Genomic DNA, 20,036 nt, shown 5'->3' with positions numbered 1-20,036 from the left:
TACATGATCCGGCATCATGTGGCCTTCTATGATCTCCACTCCCTTGTATTTGCACAGACGCTTAAATATTTCGATCAAATCTCTCCTCACTTGATTATAGATCTCTTTCCGTCTATACTTCGGGGTGAACACGATATGGTATTTGCACATCCACTTCGTGTGAGCTAAACTATAGCTCTTGTTTGCCATCTAAGACCATTCCTTTCTTTTATTGAGCCTGAACATCTCAATTTTATGGGAATGGTCTAGTTGGTCAAACCTTCGTTCCTCCACCCGCATAGCGGGTGGTTTTTTGTTTCGCACGCTTCGCGAGCTCAACTGGCTAAAGCCATAATAATAAGGAGGCCGAGCGGCCTCCTTTTCTTGTTCTGCAAAAACTTAAGCTTGCATCGGTTCAAATGTCACCTTCCAATGATCTTCTGCCAGCTGCTCGCATTCATGACGGTAGCCCTTACCTTCAAGCACCTTCAGAAGCGGGACCGGCTTCATTGTGGCGTGCAGAACCAAGCTGTCGCCTTCCTGCAGCTTCCCAACGGTGTCCATGATGACGCTGAACGGCTCCTCGCCGCGGCGAAGAATCGGCCGAACGTCGAGTTCAACGATTTGGTTGGCCATTATAGATTCACCTCCAGGTCCGTCCGTTCTGCGGCAAACGCTTGGCAGAGCCGAGCTGCGCCGCTAAGTCCCTTCATGCCGCCGTACAGCGTATAGAAAAACGAATCCGGCGCATCCAGCGAGAAGGACAAATACTGCTTGGGATCGATCCCCAGCATTTTTTCAAACAAAGCGGAGGTGTCGTAGGCATAGAAACAGAAATAGGTATATTGAAACTCCGGCATTTTTTCGGCGATGGTGAGGATCTCACTGGCATAGCGTTCCAGATTGCTTTCGGCTTCCTCGATCATCCTTAGCGCATCCTCAAGCTCGACGGCGATCTGAATCGTTTTCTCATCGACAACCGTAATTGTTGCCATAGGGCATTCCCCCCGTTTAGTTTTTGCCGATTTTCACCTGGAACATCTCCGGTCCTTGCTCAATGTACTCCCAAGTAAAGCCGCCGGGATGCATGGCCTCGAACTGAAAACGGAGCGGTACCGGGTCATGGTCATTAATCAGCAGCATCGCTTCCCCCGGCTCCAGAGAATTAAAGGTTGCGAAAATGGTCTTATGCTTGAGCTGGGGCGGATATTCGGTGGCGTTGACAGTAGCTTTGAATTGACTCATGGGAAGTCCTCCTAAATGTTTAAATTTTACGATTCGCCCCCATTATAGCAACGGACCGAGGCGGGATTGTGATATCAGTCACAAGATGAGAACCCGCCAAAAATTTCTCGGCGGATTTGTCCGGAAGCTGCCATGAATCAAGTGATTTCTGTCACTTAGGTGCTGATGCCCAGCGATTATAATGTGCGTAATTTGAAGTTGACGGCTCACGATGAGAAGGAGGAACTGATAACATGCGCGTCCGTGATTACATCCCGAATCAACATGGTGCCTGGGCTATGCTGATCGTTCCGTTTCTGTTTGGCATGCTCGCCTCTACCCCCGGGGCGATCCACAGTTTGTTGTTTGTGTGCTGGCTGCTCATTTATCTGTTTATGTTTCCTTTGCTGCAATGGATTCGGATGGGAACAACCAAGACCAAGGTCAAAGCCGACCGATACCGCAAGCCTTTGCTGTTCTATGGTGCGCTGTTGGTCCCTGCGGCGCTCGCATTAATCCTGCTTCGGCCCGAGGTGCTGAAATTGGCTCTGCTGTTCGTGCCGCTGTTTGTGGTGAATGCCATCTATGCCAAGCAAAAGCGTGAACGTGCATTATTGAACGACATTGCGGCAATTGTGCAGTTCAGCTTAATGGTGTTTATCTCGTATCAGCTTGGAGGAGGTACCGATCTTAGGCTCGCCACGGAACTGTTCCTGATCAGCACGTTGTATTTTGTAGGCACTGCTTTTTACGTGAAAACCATCATTCGCGAACGGAATAATAAGCTATTCTATGTTTACTCCGTAGCCTACCATGTTCTGCTGTTGGCCTTGGCCGTATGGCAGCTCCAACCGGCGCTGTGGATTGCCGCATTGATCCTGCTGGCCAGAGCGGCCTGGTTCCCGCGAACGGGGATTACCGCCAAGCAGTCCGGCATGCTGGAAATTGTCTATTCTGTTATCGTTCTTGCCGCCTTCTGGATGACCTACGCCTGAATGTGTATAATGAATACAGAATAGTACAGATTCGGGCAGGGGGGTATAACAGTTGGAGGGACCGGAAGAAAGCGTAACAAAGCACGAACAGCTGCTCCAACATATCGAAGGACTTAAGATTGGAACGAAAATCTCCGTGCGCAAGCTGGCCAAAGCGCTGGGGGTAAGTGAAGGCACCGCCTACCGGGCGGTGAAAGAAGCGGAAAATCTCGGGATCGTGATCACGAAGGAACGGATCGGCACCGTTCGCGTGGAGAAGAAGCCGCGCAACATCTCGGATCAGCTGACCTTTGGCGATGTGGTGGAAATCGTCGAAGGCCATGTGCTGGGCGGCGGAGAAGGACTCAACAAAACGCTGAACAAATATGTCATTGGCGCGATGAAAATCGATGCCATGGCCAGATACATCGACGCTGGCAGCCTGCTGATCATCGGGAACCGCGACAATGCCCATTCGCTTGCCTTGGAACAAGGCGCCGGGGTATTGATCACCGGTGGCTTCGGAACGAGTCGTGAAGTGAAGACGCTGGCGGACAAGCTGGCCTTACCGATCATCTCCTCGCGCCACGACACGTTTACCGTCGCATCGATGATTAACCGGGCGTTGTTCGACCGTTTGATCAAGAAGAAAATTATGCTGGTCGAAGACATCGTCAGCCGCAAGCCGCGGGTGAGTATGCTGAAGGCGACCAGCAGCATTTCTGATTTTGACCAGTTGTCATTGGAGACGGGACATCAGCATTTTCCGGTGGTGGACGAGTGGAACCGAGTTATCGGGATCGTCAGCCGCAAGAACGTCGAAGAGCTAAGCGGCGATCAGCCGATTGAGAAATGCATGACCCGCCATCCGATCACCGTTGGCCTGCAGACCTCGCTCGCTTCCGCCGCGCAAATCATGGTCTGGGAAGGGATCGACTTCTTGCCTGTCGTGGACCGTAACCGGAAGCTGGTCTCGTCGGTGACGCGCCGCGAGGTGCTGCAAGCGATGCGGGACGTACGAAATCAGCCGCAGCTGGGCGAAACGTTTGAGCACTTAATGTGGAACGGGTTTGCCGAGGAACGGGACGAAGAGGGGAAATTGTTCTTCCGCGGAATGATTACACCACAGATGGCCACCGATTTGGGGACGATCTCGCATGGGGTCTTGACTTCGCTGATGACGCAAGCCGGACTTCGTGCGGCCAAAGACGCCAGTGGCGGCGACTTTGTGGTCGATAACCTGACGACCTATTTCGTTCGCCCGGTACAAATTGAAAACCCGGTGGTCATCACCCCTGTGTTATTGGAGATGAGCCGCCGGGCTTGCAAACTGGAGATTATATTAACCTATCAGGATTCGCTGGTCTCGAAGGCGGTCATGACGCTGCAGTCCATTGACCATGCCTGAGCAGGAGAAGCGAAGGATCCTGCAGTACAAAGAGGGATAGCCTGACGGCTTGGGCCGCAAGGTTATCCCTCTTTGCGTCGGGCATATAAGCCATGGTTACGGATGCCGGCGAAAATGTTAAACGCCCCCAGCACCATAAACACAGCGCCGATGACAACCCGCAGCGTCGAACCGCTAAACAGGAACATTTGAATGAGGGCCAGGACGATCAACATCAAACCCATGCAGATGTTCATTTTGGCAGCCGCCATTCCCCGCGTCTTCGGATCAAGCGAACGCCGGGACTTAAAGCTGAAGAAGACCGAGCCTACACAGCTGATGATCAAAATCACGTAAAGAATGGTTTGGATCGTTTGGATCATAAGAGGTCCGTACTCCTTTAATCAATAGATACGTGCTTGGACAGCAACACACGTCGATTCCTGCAAAACTTGCTGTCTCAAGTGAAATCTCTCTTATTTTAGCATGATTTACTAGAGACGAATATAGGGCCGCATGTCCACCCAAACCTGAAGTACCCCGTCACTCACCAGCATCGTCTTGATTTGAATGGTGTATTCCTTGTCACGAACAACATAGATTTTCCGGTTCAACAGCGTGCGGGCCATTTTGGCATCCGAGTCGATGTCAAAAATATTCCGCCCCCGCAACACCTCCAGCTCGTTATGAAGCTGCTCGGTGACCTCCTTTACTGCCAGCGAATCGAGCGGCGGATCACGTTCCTCCACACGCACCTTGATCTCTTTGATGACCGTGGAACGGTTGTTGTATTTTTTGAGCGTCCGAATATCCTCTTCGGCTTGATGCAGCTGGATCGTCAGGTCTTTGTTCTGGATCCACAGCAAATTGTAGCTGGTCTGATAAATGACGTTATATACGATACTGCCGGTAACCATGCCAAGAATAAACACGGCGGTGAGTTGCATAAACCTGCGAAAGCCCGTAAGCTTCGGTTGTTTCGCGTCGTCCTTCATTCATCCCCGTCCTCCCCCGCACATCCAGCGCACCAATTCCGAACCCATATGCGCCCCAAGAAAGGCGAACAACAGGTACAAGATCTGCTTGATGGCCGGAGACAGGTTCCCGTCAAAAAAATTGCTTTCAATGACCCGCATCGGGTCGATGGTTCCGCCAACTGCGGCCGCCAGCGCCCATATTTTAATGCGGTCGGCAATGTCCAGCATCGTCTGCGTCGGAGGCTGCAGGGATACGACTGCGCCAATGCCGCCAACCATGGCGCCTCCCACCACAATTCCGAAGGCGATAAAGAAATCCATGACCGCTTTGGTCAAAAACGTGCTCATGCGCGCTTGCCCCTTTCCGAGGTTTGTCCGGTCTTTCTACCATTCTATGGGCGGGCAATGCCTATGTATGATAAAATATTAGAGATAAATCGATGGAAAGGAAGGGATCGCATGGACAGCTTTGTTCATTTGCACGTACATAGCGAATACAGCTTGCTGGACGGAGCAGCCCGGCTTGAGGATCTCGTCGCCAAGGCGGCGGCATCCGGCATGAAGGCGCTGGCGCTGACGGATCATGGGGTCATGTACGGCGCGGTTCCTTTTTATAAATTGTGTAAAAAACACGGCATCAAGCCGATTATCGGCTGTGAGGTCTATTTTACGGCAGGCTCGCGCAAGGAACGGGGGAGCCGGCAGGATCAGCCGATCCATCACTTGATTTTGCTGGCTAAGAATGAAACCGGCTACCGCAATCTGATGAAGCTGTGCTCGATCGGTCATCTCGAAGGCTTCCACTATAAGCCGCGAATCGACTGGGATGCGCTGCAGCGGCATCGCGAGGGCCTGGTCTGCCTCAGCGCTTGCTTGGGCGGGGAAGTTCCGTTCCATCTGCTGCGCGGTCATTATGAGGAAGCGAAGAAAGCGGCGCTGCGTTATCAGGCGGCGTTTGGCGAGGATTTCTACCTGGAGCTTCAGGATCACGGCATCCCGGAGCAGAAGAAGGTGAATCCGCTTCTAGTCCAACTGGCGGGAGAAATCGGTGCCGAGCTGGTTGTCACCAATGACGCCCATTATCTAAGTAAAGAAGACGCCGAGGTTCAGGACGTGCTCATTTGTGTAGGTACAGGGAAAACGGTGGATGACGAGGACCGGCTCAAAATGCACACCAATCAGCTCTATCTGAAAACCGCGGAGGAAATGGCTCAGTTGTTCCCTCACTTGCCGGAGGCGTATGCCAATACCGCGAAAATTGCCGATTCCTGTGAGCTGGAGTTGGAGTTCGACCGACATATTTTGCCGGCATATCGACCGATTCCGGAAGGGCATACCGCAGGCAGTTACTTGGCAGAGCTATGTCAACAAGGATTGGTGGACCGCTATGGCGAGCTGGATGTTTGGCGTAACCCGGCGGAGCGGGAGAAGCTGGAGCAACGGTTGCGGTACGAGCTGGAGATCATCGCCAGCATGGGGTTCTCGGATTATTTTCTGATCGTGTGGGACTTCATCGCCTTCGCTCACCGGAACGGGATCGCCACTGGTCCGGGACGGGGCTCGTCAGCGGGCAGCTTGGTAGCCTACGTGCTGCGGATTACCGATGTGGATCCGATCAAATATAATCTGCTGTTTGAACGGTTTTTGAACCCGGAACGGGTGACGATGCCGGATATCGATATCGACTTCAGCGATGAGCGGCGGGATGAAGTCATTGCCTATGTGGTTGACAAATATGGGGCAGAGCATGTCGCGCAAATTATCACGTTTGGTACGATGGCGGCGCGCGCGGCGGTCCGCGATGTAGGGCGGGCGTTGAATGTGCCATTTGGCGAAGTAGACAAAGTCGCGAAGCTGATTCCCGGACATCTGGGCATGACGATCGAACGCGCGTTAAAGGAAAGCCCGGATCTCAAAGCGATGTATGACGGGTCTGAGCGGGTGAAACGACTGCTGGACATGGCGATGAAAGTCGAAGGTATGCCGCGGCACGCCTCGACCCACGCGGCCGGGGTGGTCATCTCCCGCGATCCGTTAACCGATGCCGTTCCGCTGCAGGAAGGCAGCGAGCATACGGCGTTAACGCAATATTCGATGGAAAACCTGGAAGCGATCGGTCTGCTGAAAATGGATTTCCTCGGCCTTCGCACCTTATCCATCATCGAGCGCTGCATGAACTGGATTAAGGAGCAGTCGGGGGATGCCCCTGATTTCCGGCTGGTTCCGGACAACGATCCGACCACGTACGAGATGCTGGGGCGCGGGGAGACGACCGGCGTATTCCAGCTGGAGTCTACGGGCATGCGCCGGGTGCTGAAAGAGATGAAGCCGTCGGTGTTCGAGGATATCATCTCTCTGCTGGCATTGTATCGCCCGGGGCCGATGGAGTTTATTCCGAAGTACATCGCTGGCAAGCACGGGCAAATCTCCGTGGAATATCCGCATCCGGATTTGGAGCCGATTTTGAAAGATACGTATGGCATCATCGTCTACCAGGAGCAGATCATGCAGATCGCTTCTCGCATGGCCGGCTTCTCACTGGGTGAAGCGGACCTGCTGCGCCGTGCCGTCTCTAAGAAGAAGCGCGAGGTGCTCGACGAGCAGCGCGGGCATTTCGTCAGCGGCAGCGTACAGCAGGGCTATACCGAGGACGAAGCGAACGTCGTTTATGACATGATCGTTCGGTTCGCCGATTACGGTTTTGCGCGGGCGCATGCGGCAGCCTATGGCGTGCTGGCGTTCCAAACGGCGTACCTGAAGGCGCATTATCCGGTGCAGTTTATGGCGTCGATGCTGACTGCGGTTACCGGCAGCCACCGCAAGGTGGCGGAGTACATCGTAGAATGTCGGCGAATGGGGATCGTCGTGCTGCCGCCGGACGTGAACGAGAGCAATGTGCTGTTTACCCCGCAGGTTGGGGCTCGTTCTGCGGAAGCGGTCCTTTCGAGCGATGCGAAGGATGGCCACGCTGGATCTGGACAGGAGGCGCCGGCCCTTGGGGTTATCCGCTTTGGCCTTGCTGCAATCAAAAATGTCGGCACGCAGGCAATTGAGAGTATTTTGCGCGAGCGGAAGGAGCGTCCTTTCGACAGCTTGCTCGATTTTTGCCGGCGGGTAGATTTGCGGACGTGCAATAAGCGGGTGATAGAGTCGTTGATCCAAGGCGGGGCGTTCGACTCCTTGCCGGGGCATCGGGCGCAGCTGCTGGCGATGCTGGACGAGACGGTCGATGCGGCGCTGAAGTGGCGTAAGGAGCGGGATGATCTGCAGATCCAGCTGTTTGATTTCGTAGAATCGCCGAACTGGGACATCGAGTACCCGGATGTCCCGAAGTTTACGGCGGCCCAGCAGCTGGATTTGGAGCGTGAGCTGCTGGGGCTGTATTTGTCCGGCCATCCGCTGGACGATTTCGATGCCTTGCTGGAGGGCGAAGGCGTCGATCGGCTGATGGATTTGGCCGAAGCCCCGGACGACACCCGCACCGTTGTCGCGGGGATGGTCGTGTCCGTGAAGACGATCACAACCAAGCAGGGGAAAGCGATGGCGTTCATGGAGCTGGAGGACCAGATCGAGCGCTGCGAGGTTGTGCTGTTCCCCGAAGTGTGGCGGCGCTCGGCCGCCCACGTCGAGAAGGGGGCTTTGCTCGCGTTGCGCGGCGTCGTCCAGCAGCAGGACGAAGGCTTTAAGCTGCTGGCCGACGAAGTGGCTCCGCTGAGCGAGCAAAGCCTGGCCCGGCTGCGCCGCGGCCTTGCGCGCGGGCGCGGGCCCAGCGCCGCTGCGCGGCCGGCGGTACCGGCCGCGGCGGCGGGACCCGCGCCCGCGCCGGGCGCGCGGCGCGGGCAGGAGAAGACGCCGGCGCAGCGCGTCTTCATCAAGATCACAGCCGCGGCGGAGAACGCGCGGCTGCTGGAGCGGCTCAAGCTGCTGCTGGAGCAGCATCCCGGCCCGATCGCAACGGTGCTGTTCTACGAAAGCACCGGCAAGCTCTTGGCCTTGACGGAGCGCTACAGCATCAAGCCTTCGCCCGCTTTGATCCGTGAAATGGAGCAGATGCTAGGCCCCGACACGGTCAAAATCAAATAACGGCGATCTGCCGACCAAGGATCGCCATGATCCGGTGGCCATAACCCGGTTCTGCATAGATGCAGGACCGGGTATTTATTTTGCACCCGATCTAATGGACTCCAGTGCCGTTATTCCAACGTTTACAAGAAGGTTGGCAAAGTAACGGACCTGAGCGACCTTATTTCATCGCATAGTGCCTGAAATCACCAGTTGGGTGCCAAATAACGGTCGTAGTGTCCGTTACATTGGGAAATCTGCGGGAAATGGGCAAATAGTGTCGCTGAGGTCCGTTAGCGCGGGCAAGCTTCGGATAGGTCGGGACACGGTTTAACGAACATTTTTGGAGGGTGGTGCATACACTTAGGAACACACGAATGACCAAGAATCGATCATGAAATGAATTCCGGCATCGTCAACTAGCGGGGGGAACTACGGTCAACGGTAGCCATCATCAGCACCAGCCAACGTCAACAACACCAACTACAGGCACTAGCCAACGTCTGTACCAGTTCAACAGCAGCACTAGCCGAGTTTCGTTCCTGGAGGTTACGAAGACGACACTAAATGGACAGCACCTCGCAGTGTGACGACAACCCTATCGCGACAATTACGGGCAACGGCGGTTGCGCCGGGATCAAGGGAGGAAGAAACGATGACATATGAATTGGCGAAAGCGCAACTGCTGCGCCGTGGAGTGAAGCTGGAGGATATCGCTCAAATTGTGCATTCGCTGCAAACGGCGTATCATGCGGATCTGACGCTGGACCAATGCTTGGAAAGCGTCAAAGCTGTGTTGCAGAAGAGAGAGGTTCAATATACCCTATTTACGGGAATCGCACTTGATGAACTGGCTGAACAGAAGCAGCTCCCTGAACCGCTGCAAGCGATCCTGGAGGCCGACGAACCGCTGTATGGGGTGGATGAAACGATGGCGCTGGGCATCACGAGTGTGTTTGGAATGATTGGCCTGACAAGCTTCGGCTATTTGGACAAGGTCAAACCGGAGATCATAGGGAAGCTGAACAATCGCGGCGAACGCATTCATGTCTTTCTTGACGATTTAGTCGCCGGTCTGGCCGCAGCGGCTTCCGCGCGAATCGCCCATAAACATGAACAGGCCACGACCTATCCGTCGGGCTCCTCTTGAAAAATCGAGCCCAAGAGCCCATTGTCTTTGGACGGGATCCCGTCTCATCCAATGCCCTTGCCCCATTACTTCTGAAAATATCTTTCAGAGTAATGCCTACTGTCCCGTGGAACCTAGCGCCGGGCTCTGCGGCGGATCTGTTGCCGAGACCCGCTTTCTGCGCGGGTTTCCTTTTGTTGCGGGATTTTTGAAAATTATGTTATCATTACTCTATTATACGGGCTCAAAGATTAGGTTAGGGGGCTTTGAAAAGGGCATGTGGACTGTTATGTATATTGCGCCTACCGCGAAAGTTGCGGATATGATCAAGACGAAACTCACCGAAGAAGGCTTCCTTGTCCAAACACGTCCTGTTAATTTATCCAAACAGCAATACGAGATTTTAGTTCCTTCCGGGGAACTGGAAGAAGTGCAAGAAGTGTTGAATTCGATTTTGCATCCTTAGCAAAGGGATTCGAGATTCCTAGTGCAGATAAGGCCTAGAAGTGCGGGTTCATATAGGGTCGTCTGGGTTTTTATAGACTTTGTGGAACTGCTACGATAAATAAACGGCTGAAGAGGTGTAGTTGTGTTCAAAGATTTGTTTCAGAAGAAGAGGAAGTACGCGACCATTCCCTCAGGACGAACCGGCAATGAAGAGGGCACGCCGCAGGCAGATCGCCCCAAACGCGAAATTCCGGAAGGCCTGATGAATAAATGCGGCCGTTGCGGTGCGATTCAGTACAGCAAAGAACTGGAGAAGAATTTGATGGTGTGCCCTTCCTGCGGACACCATATGCGGCTGAACGCTCTGGATCGGATTCGCTATACCTTTGATGAAGGCAGCTTCACGGAGTACGATGCTGACCTGATCTCGGTCGATCCGCTGAAGTTCCCGGGGTATGCCAGCAAGCTGGAGCAGCAGGCTTTGAAATCGGGACTACGCGAAGCGGTCGTGACCGGAGAGGGGACCATCCATGGCTATCCTGCTGTGGCAGCCGTGATGAGCTTTGACTTCTTCACCGGGAGTATGGGATCGGTTGTAGGGGAGAAAATTACGCGTGCCATCGAGAAGGCCATCGAAAAACGTCTGCCGATGATCATTTTCTCCACATCGGGCGGAGCGCGGATGCAAGAGAGTATCCTCAGTTTGATGCAGATGGCCAAGACGAGCGCCGCTTTGGCCCGACTAAGCGAACATGGTGGTTTATATATATCAGTCATTACAGACCCGACGACGGGTGGTGTATCGGCTAGTTTTGCCATGCTTGGCGACATTATTGTGGCCGAGCCCGGGGCCGTGTTTGGTTTTGCCGGAAGAATCGTTATTGAGCAGACGATCCGTCAGAAGCTTCCGGACGACTTCCAGACGGCGGAATTTAACCTGCAGCATGGTCAGATCGATCTTGTCGTGCACCGCAAGGATATGAAATCGACGCTGGCGAAATTGCTAGAATTGCACGGCGTGAAGGGAGGAGTATAAATGGCAGGCGAATTGCCTTTTGAGACGCCTCTTGTGAAGCTGCGTGAGAAGATTTCCGAATTGGAGCAGTTTGGCAAAGAGAAGGGAATCGATTTTACCGATGAAATCGCGCGCTTGGAAGAGCGTTACCGGCAGCTGGAGGAAGAGATCTACAGCAACATTTCTCCCTCCCAAAAGATGCATCTGGCCCGCCATCATCAGCGCCCGACATCGCTGGATATGATCGGCTTGATCTTTGAAGATTTTATTGAACTTCACGGGGACCGGTTGTTTGGGGATGATTTGGCTGTTGTTGGCGGTCTCGCGAAGCTGGGCGGCGTGCCGGTCACGGTGATCGGGCAGCAGCGGGGGAAGGATACGAAGGATAATATCGCCCGCTTCTTCGGCAGCGCGCATCCGGAGGGCTTCCGCAAGGCGCTGCGGTTGATGCAGCAGGCGGACAAGTTCCGGCGGCCGATCATTACGTTTATCGATACGAAGGGGGCCTATCCGGGAATTACGGCGGAGGAGCGCGGACAATCGGAAGCGATCGCACGGAATCTGCGTGAGATGTCGATGCTGCGGGTACCGGTCATCTGCGTGGTACTCGGAGAAGGCGGAAGCGGAGGTGCGCTTGCCCTTGGTGTAGGCAACCGCGTGCTGATGCTGGAAAATGCCATTTACTCCGTCATTTCGCCAAACGGGGCGGCCTCGATCCTTTGGAAGGATGCCTCCAAGGCCGATCAGGCGGCGGAAGCGATGAAGATCACCGCTCAAGATCTGCTTGAGATGGGCGTTATTGAAGAGATTGTTCCCGAACCGCGCGGCGGCGCACACCGGGATTATGATTCGACAGCTGCCTCGATCAAAGAGGCGTTGTTGCGTCATCTGGAAGAATTATCCGACCTGAATTCGGATGAGCTGGTGGAGGACCGTTATCGGAAATTCCGCAAAATCGGCGAGTTTCAGGTAGCAGGCAAGGCAGGAGCGCCGAAGGCGCAAGGAACTGTGGCACCGGAAACGGTGGCTGAAGTTGCGGGCCTCCCTGAGGGTGAGACGTCTTCCGAAGCGTCAAGCGAACCGGAAGCAGCTTCGCAGGTGCAAACTGCCAAGCCAAGTTAAAGTTTCACAGCGATAACCTTACGGGGGAACCTATGGGGCCTCCGGTAAGGTTATTTTCGCTGTTTTCGGGAAATACTGGAGGTTTAGACGCCGAAAAACCCTATTGCTTAGCCAAGTCGCTAGGCGCATAATCATGGATAGTTCGTTACAATATGATAAACTTCCTATACAAATCGACAAAACTGTAGTAAATTTAGTTGTTGGAAAAGATTATATAGAGAGAACTATTTTAAACGGAGGAAACCCAAATGCGCAAAACAAAAATCGTATGTACTATCGGTCCTTCTAGTGAATCGTTAGAAAACATCAAGAAGCTGATTATGGCCGGAATGAACGTCGCTCGCTTGAACTTCTCCCACGGTGATTACGAAGAGCATGGGAACCGGATCAAGAATATTCGTCAAGCGAGTGCGGAGCTGGGGAAATCGATCGCCATACTGTTGGACACCAAAGGTCCTGAAATCCGTACCGGTAAATTGAAAGAAGAGCCTATCGAGCTGGTACAGGATGAATTCATTACCTTGACGACCGAAGAAATTCTCGGCGATAAGAACCGGATTTCCATCACATACAAAGATCTTCCTGGAGATGTGGAAGTCGGTTCGACGATTCTGATCGACGACGGTTTGATTGGTTTGACAGTCGTTGACATTCAAGGAACGGAAATCAAATGCCGCATCGTCAATGGCGGAACGATCAAGAGCAAAAAAGGCGTGAACGTACCCGGCGTAAACATTTCCCTGCCAGGCATCACTGAGAAAGACGCTAACGACATTAAGTTCGGGATCGAGCAAGGCATCGATTTTATTGCCGCTTCCTTCGTTCGTAAAGCGAGCGACGTGCTTGAAATTCGTCAACTGCTGGAGCAACACAACGCAACTCATATTCAAATCATCTCTAAAATCGAAAACCAACAAGGTGTGGACAACCTTGATGAAATCCTGGAAGTATCTGACGGCCTGATGGTTGCTCGCGGTGACCTCGGCGTGGAAATTCCTGCGGAAGATGTACCGCTCGTGCAAAAACGCATGATCGAGAAATGTAACCGTGTTGGCAAACCGGTCATCACAGCTACGCAAATGCTTGACTCCATGCAACGCAACCCAAGACCTACGCGCGCAGAAGCCAGCGACGTGGCTAACGCGATTTTTGACGGTACGGACGCAATTATGCTCTCCGGTGAAACGGCTGCCGGGAAATATCCGGTGGAATCGGTGCTGACGATGTCCCGCATCGCAGAGAAAGCAGAATCCGCTTTGGAATATCGTGAAATCTTCTTGAAGCAAAGCAATGCCCAACAAACGACCGTAACCGAAGCGATCAGCCAAGCAGTTGCCAACTCGGCGCTGGAGCTGAATGCGAAAGCGATCATTACTTCGACGGAAACCGGTTATACGGCACGGATGGTCTCCAAATATCGTCCGAAAGCACCAATTATCGCTGTGACGACGGAAGATCAAACCTTGCGCCGCCTGGCCCTGAACTGGGGCGTAACGCCGGTGAAAGGCGATATCGCCAGCACGACGGACGAAATGTTCGACAAAGCGATGAAGGGCGGCTTGGATTCCGGACTGGTGAAGGAAGGCGACCTCGTAGTCATTACTGCCGGGGTACCGCTCGGACGTTCCGGTTCCACGAATCTGGTGAAAATCGGGCAAATCCGCAAGTAGCTTAAGGTTTATATACATCGACTTCAAGTCACAAAGAAAGCAATGGGGCCCGCTGAGGGACCATTGCTTTTTTTGCCGCCGAACGGGAACTGTACCTGCGGCAGCATCAGGCAAATCAGAAAGGAGCGGAGAATCGTGTACGTATGCGAACTGTCTATTGAGCCGAAATATTCGGAGTTTGACATGATGGGGATCATTTACCATGCCCGTTATATCGAGTGGTTCGAGCAGGGGAGGCTGCATCTGAGCCGGAATCTCGGCTTCGATTATTTCGATATGGAGCAGGCGGGGTATATCTCGCCCGTTCACGAAATGAAAGTAGAATATAAACGCGGGATCCGGTACGGGGATACCGTCCTGCTTAAGACCCGGGTCATTGAGAACAACGGGGTTAAAACGGCCTACGGATATGAGGTGTATAACGGGGAAGGCACGTTGTGCGTCGAGGGTTCTTCTTCGCATTATGTCGTTCGCCGCGAGGATTTCAGACCGGTGCAGTTCAAGAAGGTGTTCCCGGAATGGTACGCGGCGTTGGAGGAAGCCCGAAAACCGTAAAATTTTGATTATGTGACGCGGAGGCGGTAAAATACAAGTACAGGAATGTGATAAAGGAGTCCTGATATGCGTAAATGGATAGCCGCTCTCATCGTGTTGATTCCGATTGTTGAGTTTTGGGGGTATATGTACGTCGGCGAGAAGCTGGGCGTTGGGAAGACGATATTTTTGACGCTGGCGACTTCGGTCATCGGCGGGTTGATGATGCAATTTGAAGGACGTAAGGTGCTCGCGGATGCCCAAGCTCAGATGAGCGGCGGCCAACTTCCGGGACGAATGGTCCTAGATGGCTTATGCGTATTTGCCGGCGGGATTCTGCTGCTGATCCCTGGCTTCATTACCGATATCATTGGGTTTACGATGGTGTTTCCGCTGACGCGTATTCTCTATCGGATCCCGCTGATGAAATGGGTCAGCAAGAAGATCAAGGACGGAACGATTACGTATTTCCGCCGTTAACTCTGGTGGCAGGCAGCCCCTAAACAAGTCAAGAAAGGCATCTCGTCTCGGAGGGACGGGATGCCTTTTTTTTTCAAGCGTGAAGCTAATTCTATCTCAATCGACCATGCAAAATATAGTTCCGCAAATCCCGGACAACACCTGCACGGACGGCAGCACCCAGGATGACCAGCGTCACCGGACCGATGATCAGTCCCAATGCGCCAAACAGCTTGAGCCCAACAAACATGGCGATCAGCGTGGGCAGGGGATCAAGTCCTACGCTGCTGGCCAGGACCTTTGGTTCAATGAGCTGACGGGCCAGCAGGATGACGCCGTACAAGACGGCCAGTCCAATCCCCAGCGTGTCGTGACCGGTGGCAAAGGCGTAGATGAGCCAAGGAATCATCACTGTACCGACACCGAGATAGGGCAACAGGTCGACAAGGCCGATCAGCAGGGCGTAGGTGAAGGCGGAATCAACGCCGAGAATAAGCAAGCCGATGAGAACGATCAGTGCGGTGATCGAAATCATGATAAATTGCGCGCGCAGATAACCCGATAACGCCCGCTGAAGGTCGCGCCAGATGGCGCCTACGGTTTTGCGGAACGGCGCAGGGACCGAGGCGGCCAGAAATCGCATATCCCGCTCCCAATGATTGCTGATAAAAAAAGTAGCCAGCAGGATCACTCCAAGAATCACCCCTAAATTCGGGAGAGAAGAGAGCAGGTTGACGATCGTTTCCAGCACGTGATTAATGAGATGGGAGACAAACGATCCGAACTTTTCGGCGGTATTGTCGATGTTTTTGTGGATCGTATTTTCATAGCCAGGGTTATCCGCAATAAACCGGTTGATTTCAGTAATGATCGACTGAATGCCTTCGCTTTGCGTCCATGAGATCAGCAGATTTCTCCACTCCGCGATTCGATGATCAAAGGATTCGGCGAAATGGATGAGCTCCTTGACCAGCCGTGTTAAGGCCGCGGACACAATGATTCCTGCACTGCCTACATAAATGAACAATGAGAGGGTCACAGCCAGCCATTTTGGCACTTGCAAGTGTCTTTGGAGCCACAGGACCAACGGATTCATCGCGTAGGCGATCAGCCAGGCGATCAAAAATGGATAAACGAGCGGGAGCAGCCAGTAGACCGACAGGACAGAGACGATGAGGACAACGCATATCCAGCTGCCGCGCAGCACGCGCTTGACAATCACGTGATCCAAGTGGCATCTCCCCTTTTTCCCAAAAAACCTGTCCTAGTTCAACTCTATGATTTGTCCACCCCGGATATTCCGCTATGCACATTTTTTGGAAGATGTGATATAATTCATTGCACAACTGCAATCGTTTACAAAATTTCTTTATTGTTGTGATAAAATCATTTAATGTACCCGGTGGTGTCGAAGCGGTTCCCATGTTTTCGGAAATCCAGTATGATGAAGAAGTAAGCGGTGGAGCTCTATTAATGCATTTATAAGCCCGTTATTGGTTAACTTCGAAAATTTAAAACTTTCAATTTTGAGAGTGTTTCATGGGCTTGTTTGCTCACAAAATGTTAACAAAGGAGAGATGAATCATGACAGCTACGAAAGGCCTGGAAGGCATTGTTGCGGCAACCTCTTCGATCAGCTCCATACATGATGGCGTTCTCGCTTATCGTGGTATCAATATCGACGAATTGGCGGAACGTGCGAGTTTTGAAGAAACAGCTTATTTGTTGTGGTACGGCAAATTGCCTAATCGAGCCGAATTGGACCGCCTGCAGCAGCAATTCAGCGATTACGCCGAAGTTCCTGAAGCGGTGCTAGAACAGATGAAGCTGTATCCGCAGACTGCTAACACGATGGCAGTGCTTCGTACTGCCGTATCGGCTCTTGCTTTGTATGATGAGAACGCCAATGACAACTCCCGCGAAAGCAACCAATTAAAGGCGATTAAGCTGCAAACCCAAATACCGACCCTGATTGCCGCGTTTGCCCGGATCCGGGAAGGTAAGGAGCCTGTCGCTCCGCTGAAGAACGTATCGATCGCACACAACTTCTTGTACATGCTGACCGGCGAGGAACCGGATCCGATTGCCGTTCGCGCCTTAGATCAAGCGTTGGTGCTGCATGCCGACCACGAGTTGAATGCTTCGACGTTCTCTGCACGGGTCACGATCGCAACGCTGTCTGATATTTACTCCGGAGTAACCTCCGCGATTGGCACCTTGAAGGGACCGTTGCACGGCGGTGCCAATGAAGCGGTAATGATTATGCTGGCCGAGATCGGGACGCTCGATCAAGCGGAGCCGTATATTCTGAAGAAGCTGGCCAATAAGGAGAAAATTATGGGCTTTGGCCACCGGGTATACAAAAACGGCGATCCGCGGGCAAAACACCTGCAAAATATGTCCCGTCAGTTGAGTATTCTGAAGGGCGATAGCACATTGTACGATATTTCTGTCAAAGTGGAACAGTTGGTTACTTCGCAAAAAGGGCTGAAGCCAAACGTTGACTTCTACTCTGCTTCCGTCTATACGATGTTGGGCATTCCGCGTGACTTGTTTACGCCGATTTTTGCCATCAGCCGCTTGTCCGGTTGGACAGCTCATATTCTGGAGCAGTTGGAAGATAACCGTCTGATCCGTCCTCGTGCGGAATATACCGGTGCGACCAATCAGAAATACATTCCTATCGAACTAAGATAAACCGCAATACGGGAGCTCCAAGGAACATTGTGGTAAAATGGAGACCGTGAGATGCAGCAAACAGACTTGAAGGAGGAAAACGTAAAAAATGTTGAAACTCGAAAAGTTTGATCTTCCTACTGAAGGCGAGAAAATTACAATTCAGAATGGGAAGCTCCAAGTGCCGAACAACCCGATCATTCCGTTTATTGAGGGCGACGGGACTGGCCGTGATATTTGGAAAGCTTCGAAACGTGTACTCGACGCCGCCGTGGAGAAAGCCTACGGCGGTGAGAAGAAAATCGCTTGGTATGAAGTGTTCGCCGGCGAGAAGGCCTTCAATACATACGGGGAGTGGCTGCCAGCAGATACGCTGACGGCGATCCGTGAGTATATTGTGGCCATTAAGGGACCGTTGACAACGCCGATCGGCGGCGGTATCCGCTCGTTGAACGTAGCGCTCCGTCAGGAGCTGGACCTGTACGTCTGCCTTCGTCCGGTCCGTTACTTCCAAGGCGTGCCGTCTCCGGTGAAGCATCCTGAGCTCGTGGACATGGTGATTTTCCGGGAGAACACCGAGGATATCTATGCCGGCATCGAGTATAAAGAAGGCTCCGAGGAAGTGAAGAAAGTACTGGCCTTCCTGCAAAACGAAATGGGCGTGAAGAAGATCCGCTTCCCGGAAACGTCCGGTATCGGGATCAAGCCGGTTTCGGAAGAAGGTTCGAAGCGTCTCGTCCGTGCAGCGGTTGAATATGCAATCAAGCACGGCCGTAAGAGCGTGACTCTGGTGCATAAAGGCAACATCATGAAGTTTACGGAAGGCGCGTTTAAGAACTGGGGTTATGAAGTAGCGGAAGCTGAATTCGGCGATAAAGTGTTTACTTGGGCTGAATACGACCGGATTAAGGAGCAGTCCGGTGTGGATGCAGCGAACCAAGCGCAGAAGGCGGCAGAAGCCGAAGGCAAGATTATCGTGAAAGATGCCATTGCCGATATTGCGCTTCAACAAGTATTAACGCGGCCGACGGATTTTGACGTCATCGCTACGCTCAATCTGAACGGCGACTACTTGTCCGATGCCTTGGCTGCACAAGTTGGCGGTATCGGTATCGCGCCAGGCGCTAACATTAACTATGTCACCGGCCACGCGATCTTCGAAGCCACCCACGGTACAGCTCCGAAATATGCCGATCTCGACGTGGTAAACCCGGGCTCCGTCATTCTGTCCGGCGTCATGATGTTGGAGCATCTGGGCTGGCAAGAAGCTGCGGATTTGATCTATAAAGGCTTGGAAATTTCGATTAACAACAAAACGGTGACCTACGACTTTGCCCGCTTGATGGACGGAGCAACGGAAGTGAAATGCTCCGAGTTTGCTGATCATGTCATCAAAAACATGTAATCGTTCATTTTAAGCTACAGCAGGACAATCTCCGTTGAAGTAAGCCCTCCCTAGCGTTTGGCAGGGAGGGCTTTTTTACCTTGTAATTCAGCAATTTCTTTGGTTACCATTCTTTGTTTCCATCCATAAAGAAAATAGATTATAATAAATGTAATTGACACGAAAGGACGGTTACGTTCATGTACCAAGTTATGTTATTCCTACATATTGTCGGCGCATTGGCGCTTGGCTTCTATCTGGTTCTGCCGTTTGTACTCGGCCGGATCGGCAAATTATCGCTGGCAGCCCAGGAGGGTACGGTATCAGCAGTGATCTCTTTGAACCGATACGCTCAAATCGGGCTGATCATCCAATTGTTGACGGGCGGTTATTTGATTGGACAAGGCGATTATTCCGTCGCATGGATGATCGTGATCGTGATCTTGTATTTAGCGATCGGTGCATTTAGCGGAATTATGGGCAAGCCGCTGCGTTTAGCGCTGGATGGCATTCGCAAGAATCAAACGGTGACGGCAGAGGAAGGGAAGCTTCGTACATTAAGCGCTCTGCTCTCTGTGACGGTGTTGCTCATTTCGTTCTTTATGGTGTTCAGCACCATCATTTAATGGATCAAAAAAAGACCTGACGGTAGATCTACCGGCAGGTCTTTTTGTTGAACGGCGTGCCCAGCTAAGCACGCATCTTCTAGCCGGTGAAAGTCCGGTCGCGGGAAGGGCCAAGCCCCCGCGTAGCTAGGATACCTACGTATGGCGAAATCTGTACGTNGAAGCGTATCGACGAAAGTACCTGTCAGAGGCAGGGCGAGCAACATACCAGGCCGTAACATGAAAGTGAATCCTGCCGCGTCGTCAAAAAGGCCTCGCAAGAGGGAAAAGAGGAAGCCGAGTCCCGCGTACATGGACGAAGGCCATGGAAGCTGCCTAGAACTTGGAGCGGCAGTGAAGAATCCTCCGGCGTAGAGGGAACGGCATGGTAT

The 20,036-nt window shown here is 52.8% G+C and carries 21 protein-coding genes; 13 read left to right on the top strand and 8 right to left on the bottom strand.

Annotated elements, in window-relative coordinates; genetic code table 11:
- The 4 genes from tnpA to M891_RS0119870 all read right to left on the bottom strand — a co-directional run.
- A partial coding sequence (gene tnpA, locus M891_RS0119885) for an IS200/IS605 family transposase (protein WP_028540014.1) occupies window positions 1–189 on the bottom strand: 189 nt, incomplete at its 3' end.
- 189 nt (window positions 190–378) lie between these two features.
- Complete coding sequence (locus M891_RS0119880) at window positions 379–615, bottom strand: DUF2249 domain-containing protein (protein ID WP_016312855.1); 237 nt, start codon at window positions 613–615, stop codon at window positions 379–381.
- The gene (locus tag M891_RS0119875) at window positions 615–974 is read right to left on the bottom strand and encodes a hypothetical protein (RefSeq protein WP_016312854.1); all 360 of its coding nucleotides are present in this window, start codon (window positions 972–974) and stop codon (window positions 615–617) included. The genes M891_RS0119880 and M891_RS0119875 overlap by 1 nt, the downstream gene beginning before the upstream one ends.
- A 16-nt stretch (window positions 975–990) precedes the next feature.
- The gene (locus M891_RS0119870) at window positions 991–1,224 is read right to left on the bottom strand and encodes a DUF2249 domain-containing protein (RefSeq protein ID WP_009226733.1); all 234 of its coding nucleotides are present in this window, start codon (window positions 1,222–1,224) and stop codon (window positions 991–993) included.
- A 233-nt stretch (window positions 1,225–1,457) separates the two neighbouring features.
- Here M891_RS0119870 and M891_RS0119865 point away from each other — a divergent pair, with 233 nt between their 5' ends.
- Complete coding sequence (locus M891_RS0119865) at window positions 1,458–2,198, top strand: YwiC-like family protein (protein WP_028540013.1); 741 nt, start codon at window positions 1,458–1,460, stop codon at window positions 2,196–2,198.
- Window positions 2,199–2,250: 52 nt separating this feature from the next.
- Complete coding sequence (locus M891_RS0119860) at window positions 2,251–3,585, top strand: DRTGG domain-containing protein (protein WP_016312852.1); 1,335 nt, start codon at window positions 2,251–2,253, stop codon at window positions 3,583–3,585.
- Window positions 3,586–3,647: 62 nt separating this feature from the next.
- Here M891_RS0119860 and M891_RS0119855 read toward each other — a convergent pair whose 3' ends face one another.
- The 3 genes from M891_RS0119855 to M891_RS0119845 all read right to left on the bottom strand — a co-directional run bounded on the left by M891_RS0119855 (window position 3,648) and on the right by M891_RS0119845 (window position 4,889).
- Window positions 3,648–3,947, bottom strand: a complete 300-nt coding sequence (locus M891_RS0119855) for a YtpI family protein (RefSeq protein ID WP_016312851.1) — start codon at window positions 3,945–3,947, stop codon at window positions 3,648–3,650.
- A gap of 111 nt (window positions 3,948–4,058) precedes the next feature.
- Window positions 4,059–4,559 (bottom strand): hypothetical protein, encoded by a 501-nt coding sequence (locus tag M891_RS0119850; protein ID WP_016312850.1) that lies wholly within the window; start codon window positions 4,557–4,559, stop codon window positions 4,059–4,061.
- On the bottom strand, window positions 4,560–4,889 hold the full coding sequence (locus tag M891_RS0119845; RefSeq protein WP_009226738.1) for a YtrH family sporulation protein: 330 nt from the start codon (window positions 4,887–4,889) through the stop codon (window positions 4,560–4,562).
- 111 nt (window positions 4,890–5,000) lie between these two features.
- On the opposite strand from M891_RS0119845, the gene M891_RS0119840 reads away from it, so the two are divergent.
- The 8 genes from M891_RS0119840 to M891_RS0119805 all read left to right on the top strand — a co-directional run bounded on the left by M891_RS0119840 (window position 5,001) and on the right by M891_RS0119805 (window position 15,000).
- Window positions 5,001–8,624 carry a DNA polymerase III subunit alpha gene (locus tag M891_RS0119840; protein ID WP_028540012.1) on the top strand — a complete coding sequence of 1,208 codons (3,624 nt, stop codon included), beginning with the start codon at window positions 5,001–5,003 and terminating at the stop codon, window positions 8,622–8,624.
- Window positions 8,625–9,258: 634 nt separating this feature from the next.
- On the top strand, window positions 9,259–9,753 hold the full coding sequence (locus tag M891_RS0119835; RefSeq protein ID WP_028540011.1) for a phosphatidylglycerophosphatase A family protein: 495 nt from the start codon (window positions 9,259–9,261) through the stop codon (window positions 9,751–9,753).
- Window positions 9,754–10,009: 256 nt separating this feature from the next.
- Window positions 10,010–10,198, top strand: a complete 189-nt coding sequence (locus M891_RS0119830; RefSeq protein WP_009226742.1) for a hypothetical protein — start codon at window positions 10,010–10,012, stop codon at window positions 10,196–10,198.
- Between the two features lie 123 nt (window positions 10,199–10,321).
- Window positions 10,322–11,215, top strand: coding sequence for an acetyl-CoA carboxylase, carboxyltransferase subunit beta (gene accD / locus M891_RS0119825; protein WP_028540010.1), 894 nt, complete (start codon window positions 10,322–10,324; stop codon window positions 11,213–11,215).
- Window positions 11,216–12,316 carry an acetyl-CoA carboxylase carboxyltransferase subunit alpha gene (locus M891_RS0119820; protein WP_028540009.1) on the top strand — a complete coding sequence of 367 codons (1,101 nt, stop codon included), beginning with the start codon at window positions 11,216–11,218 and terminating at the stop codon, window positions 12,314–12,316.
- Window positions 12,317–12,564: 248 nt separating this feature from the next.
- Window positions 12,565–13,986 carry a pyruvate kinase gene (pyk, locus tag M891_RS0119815; protein ID WP_009226745.1) on the top strand — a complete coding sequence of 474 codons (1,422 nt, stop codon included), beginning with the start codon at window positions 12,565–12,567 and terminating at the stop codon, window positions 13,984–13,986.
- Between the two features lie 135 nt (window positions 13,987–14,121).
- A complete protein-coding gene (locus M891_RS0119810; RefSeq protein ID WP_028540008.1) occupies window positions 14,122–14,541 on the top strand; it encodes an acyl-CoA thioesterase in 420 nt (139 codons plus the stop codon).
- Window positions 14,542–14,607: 66 nt separating this feature from the next.
- Window positions 14,608–15,000 carry an FxsA family protein gene (locus tag M891_RS0119805; RefSeq protein WP_016312841.1) on the top strand — a complete coding sequence of 131 codons (393 nt, stop codon included), beginning with the start codon at window positions 14,608–14,610 and terminating at the stop codon, window positions 14,998–15,000.
- A 91-nt stretch (window positions 15,001–15,091) separates the two neighbouring features.
- Here M891_RS0119805 and ytvI read toward each other — a convergent pair whose 3' ends face one another.
- Complete coding sequence (ytvI, locus tag M891_RS0119800) at window positions 15,092–16,210, bottom strand: sporulation integral membrane protein YtvI (protein WP_028540007.1); 1,119 nt, start codon at window positions 16,208–16,210, stop codon at window positions 15,092–15,094.
- A gap of 353 nt (window positions 16,211–16,563) precedes the next feature.
- Here ytvI and citZ point away from each other — a divergent pair, with 353 nt between their 5' ends.
- The 3 genes from citZ to M891_RS0119785 all read left to right on the top strand — a co-directional run bounded on the left by citZ (window position 16,564) and on the right by M891_RS0119785 (window position 19,665).
- The gene (gene citZ, locus M891_RS0119795; RefSeq protein WP_028540006.1) at window positions 16,564–17,676 is read left to right on the top strand and encodes a citrate synthase; all 1,113 of its coding nucleotides are present in this window, start codon (window positions 16,564–16,566) and stop codon (window positions 17,674–17,676) included.
- An 88-nt stretch (window positions 17,677–17,764) separates the two neighbouring features.
- Window positions 17,765–19,060: an NADP-dependent isocitrate dehydrogenase gene (gene icd / locus M891_RS0119790; protein WP_016312838.1), complete on the top strand. Its 1,296-nt coding sequence runs from the start codon at window positions 17,765–17,767 to the stop codon at window positions 19,058–19,060.
- Window positions 19,061–19,239: 179 nt separating this feature from the next.
- The gene (locus tag M891_RS0119785; protein ID WP_016312837.1) at window positions 19,240–19,665 is read left to right on the top strand and encodes a hypothetical protein; all 426 of its coding nucleotides are present in this window, start codon (window positions 19,240–19,242) and stop codon (window positions 19,663–19,665) included.
- Window positions 19,666–20,036 lie beyond the last annotated feature (371 nt).

Source organism: Paenibacillus sp. J14 (genome assembly GCF_000518465.1).
Lineage (GTDB): Bacteria > Bacillota > Bacilli > Paenibacillales > Paenibacillaceae > Fontibacillus > Fontibacillus barengoltzii.
The sequence above is the reverse complement of the archived record's forward strand: the minus strand, read 5'-3'. Positions and strand labels throughout refer to the sequence as shown.

What these genes read in the sequence shown, in the direction of transcription:
- M891_RS0119880 (WP_016312855.1), bottom strand. Translation starts at nt 615, where the DNA reads ATGGCCAACCAAATCGTTGAACTCGACGTTCGGCCGATTCTTCGCCGC.
- M891_RS0119875 (WP_016312854.1), bottom strand. Translation starts at nt 974, where the DNA reads ATGGCAACAATTACGGTTGTCGATGAGAAAACGATTCAGATCGCCGTC.
- M891_RS0119870 (WP_009226733.1), bottom strand. Translation starts at nt 1,224, where the DNA reads ATGAGTCAATTCAAAGCTACTGTCAACGCCACCGAATATCCGCCCCAG.
- M891_RS0119865 (WP_028540013.1), top strand. Translation starts at nt 1,458, where the DNA reads ATGCGCGTCCGTGATTACATCCCGAATCAACATGGTGCCTGGGCTATG.
- M891_RS0119855 (WP_016312851.1), bottom strand. Translation starts at nt 3,947, where the DNA reads ATGATCCAAACGATCCAAACCATTCTTTACGTGATTTTGATCATCAGC.
- M891_RS0119850 (WP_016312850.1), bottom strand. Translation starts at nt 4,559, where the DNA reads ATGAAGGACGACGCGAAACAACCGAAGCTTACGGGCTTTCGCAGGTTT.
- M891_RS0119845 (WP_009226738.1), bottom strand. Translation starts at nt 4,889, where the DNA reads ATGAGCACGTTTTTGACCAAAGCGGTCATGGATTTCTTTATCGCCTTC.
- M891_RS0119840 (WP_028540012.1), top strand. Translation starts at nt 5,001, where the DNA reads ATGGACAGCTTTGTTCATTTGCACGTACATAGCGAATACAGCTTGCTG.
- M891_RS0119835 (WP_028540011.1), top strand. Translation starts at nt 9,259, where the DNA reads ATGACATATGAATTGGCGAAAGCGCAACTGCTGCGCCGTGGAGTGAAG.
- M891_RS0119830 (WP_009226742.1), top strand. Translation starts at nt 10,010, where the DNA reads ATGTGGACTGTTATGTATATTGCGCCTACCGCGAAAGTTGCGGATATG.
- M891_RS0119820 (WP_028540009.1), top strand. Translation starts at nt 11,216, where the DNA reads ATGGCAGGCGAATTGCCTTTTGAGACGCCTCTTGTGAAGCTGCGTGAG.
- pyk (WP_009226745.1), top strand. Translation starts at nt 12,565, where the DNA reads ATGCGCAAAACAAAAATCGTATGTACTATCGGTCCTTCTAGTGAATCG.
- M891_RS0119805 (WP_016312841.1), top strand. Translation starts at nt 14,608, where the DNA reads ATGCGTAAATGGATAGCCGCTCTCATCGTGTTGATTCCGATTGTTGAG.
- citZ (WP_028540006.1), top strand. Translation starts at nt 16,564, where the DNA reads ATGACAGCTACGAAAGGCCTGGAAGGCATTGTTGCGGCAACCTCTTCG.
- icd (WP_016312838.1), top strand. Translation starts at nt 17,765, where the DNA reads ATGTTGAAACTCGAAAAGTTTGATCTTCCTACTGAAGGCGAGAAAATT.
- M891_RS0119785 (WP_016312837.1), top strand. Translation starts at nt 19,240, where the DNA reads ATGTACCAAGTTATGTTATTCCTACATATTGTCGGCGCATTGGCGCTT.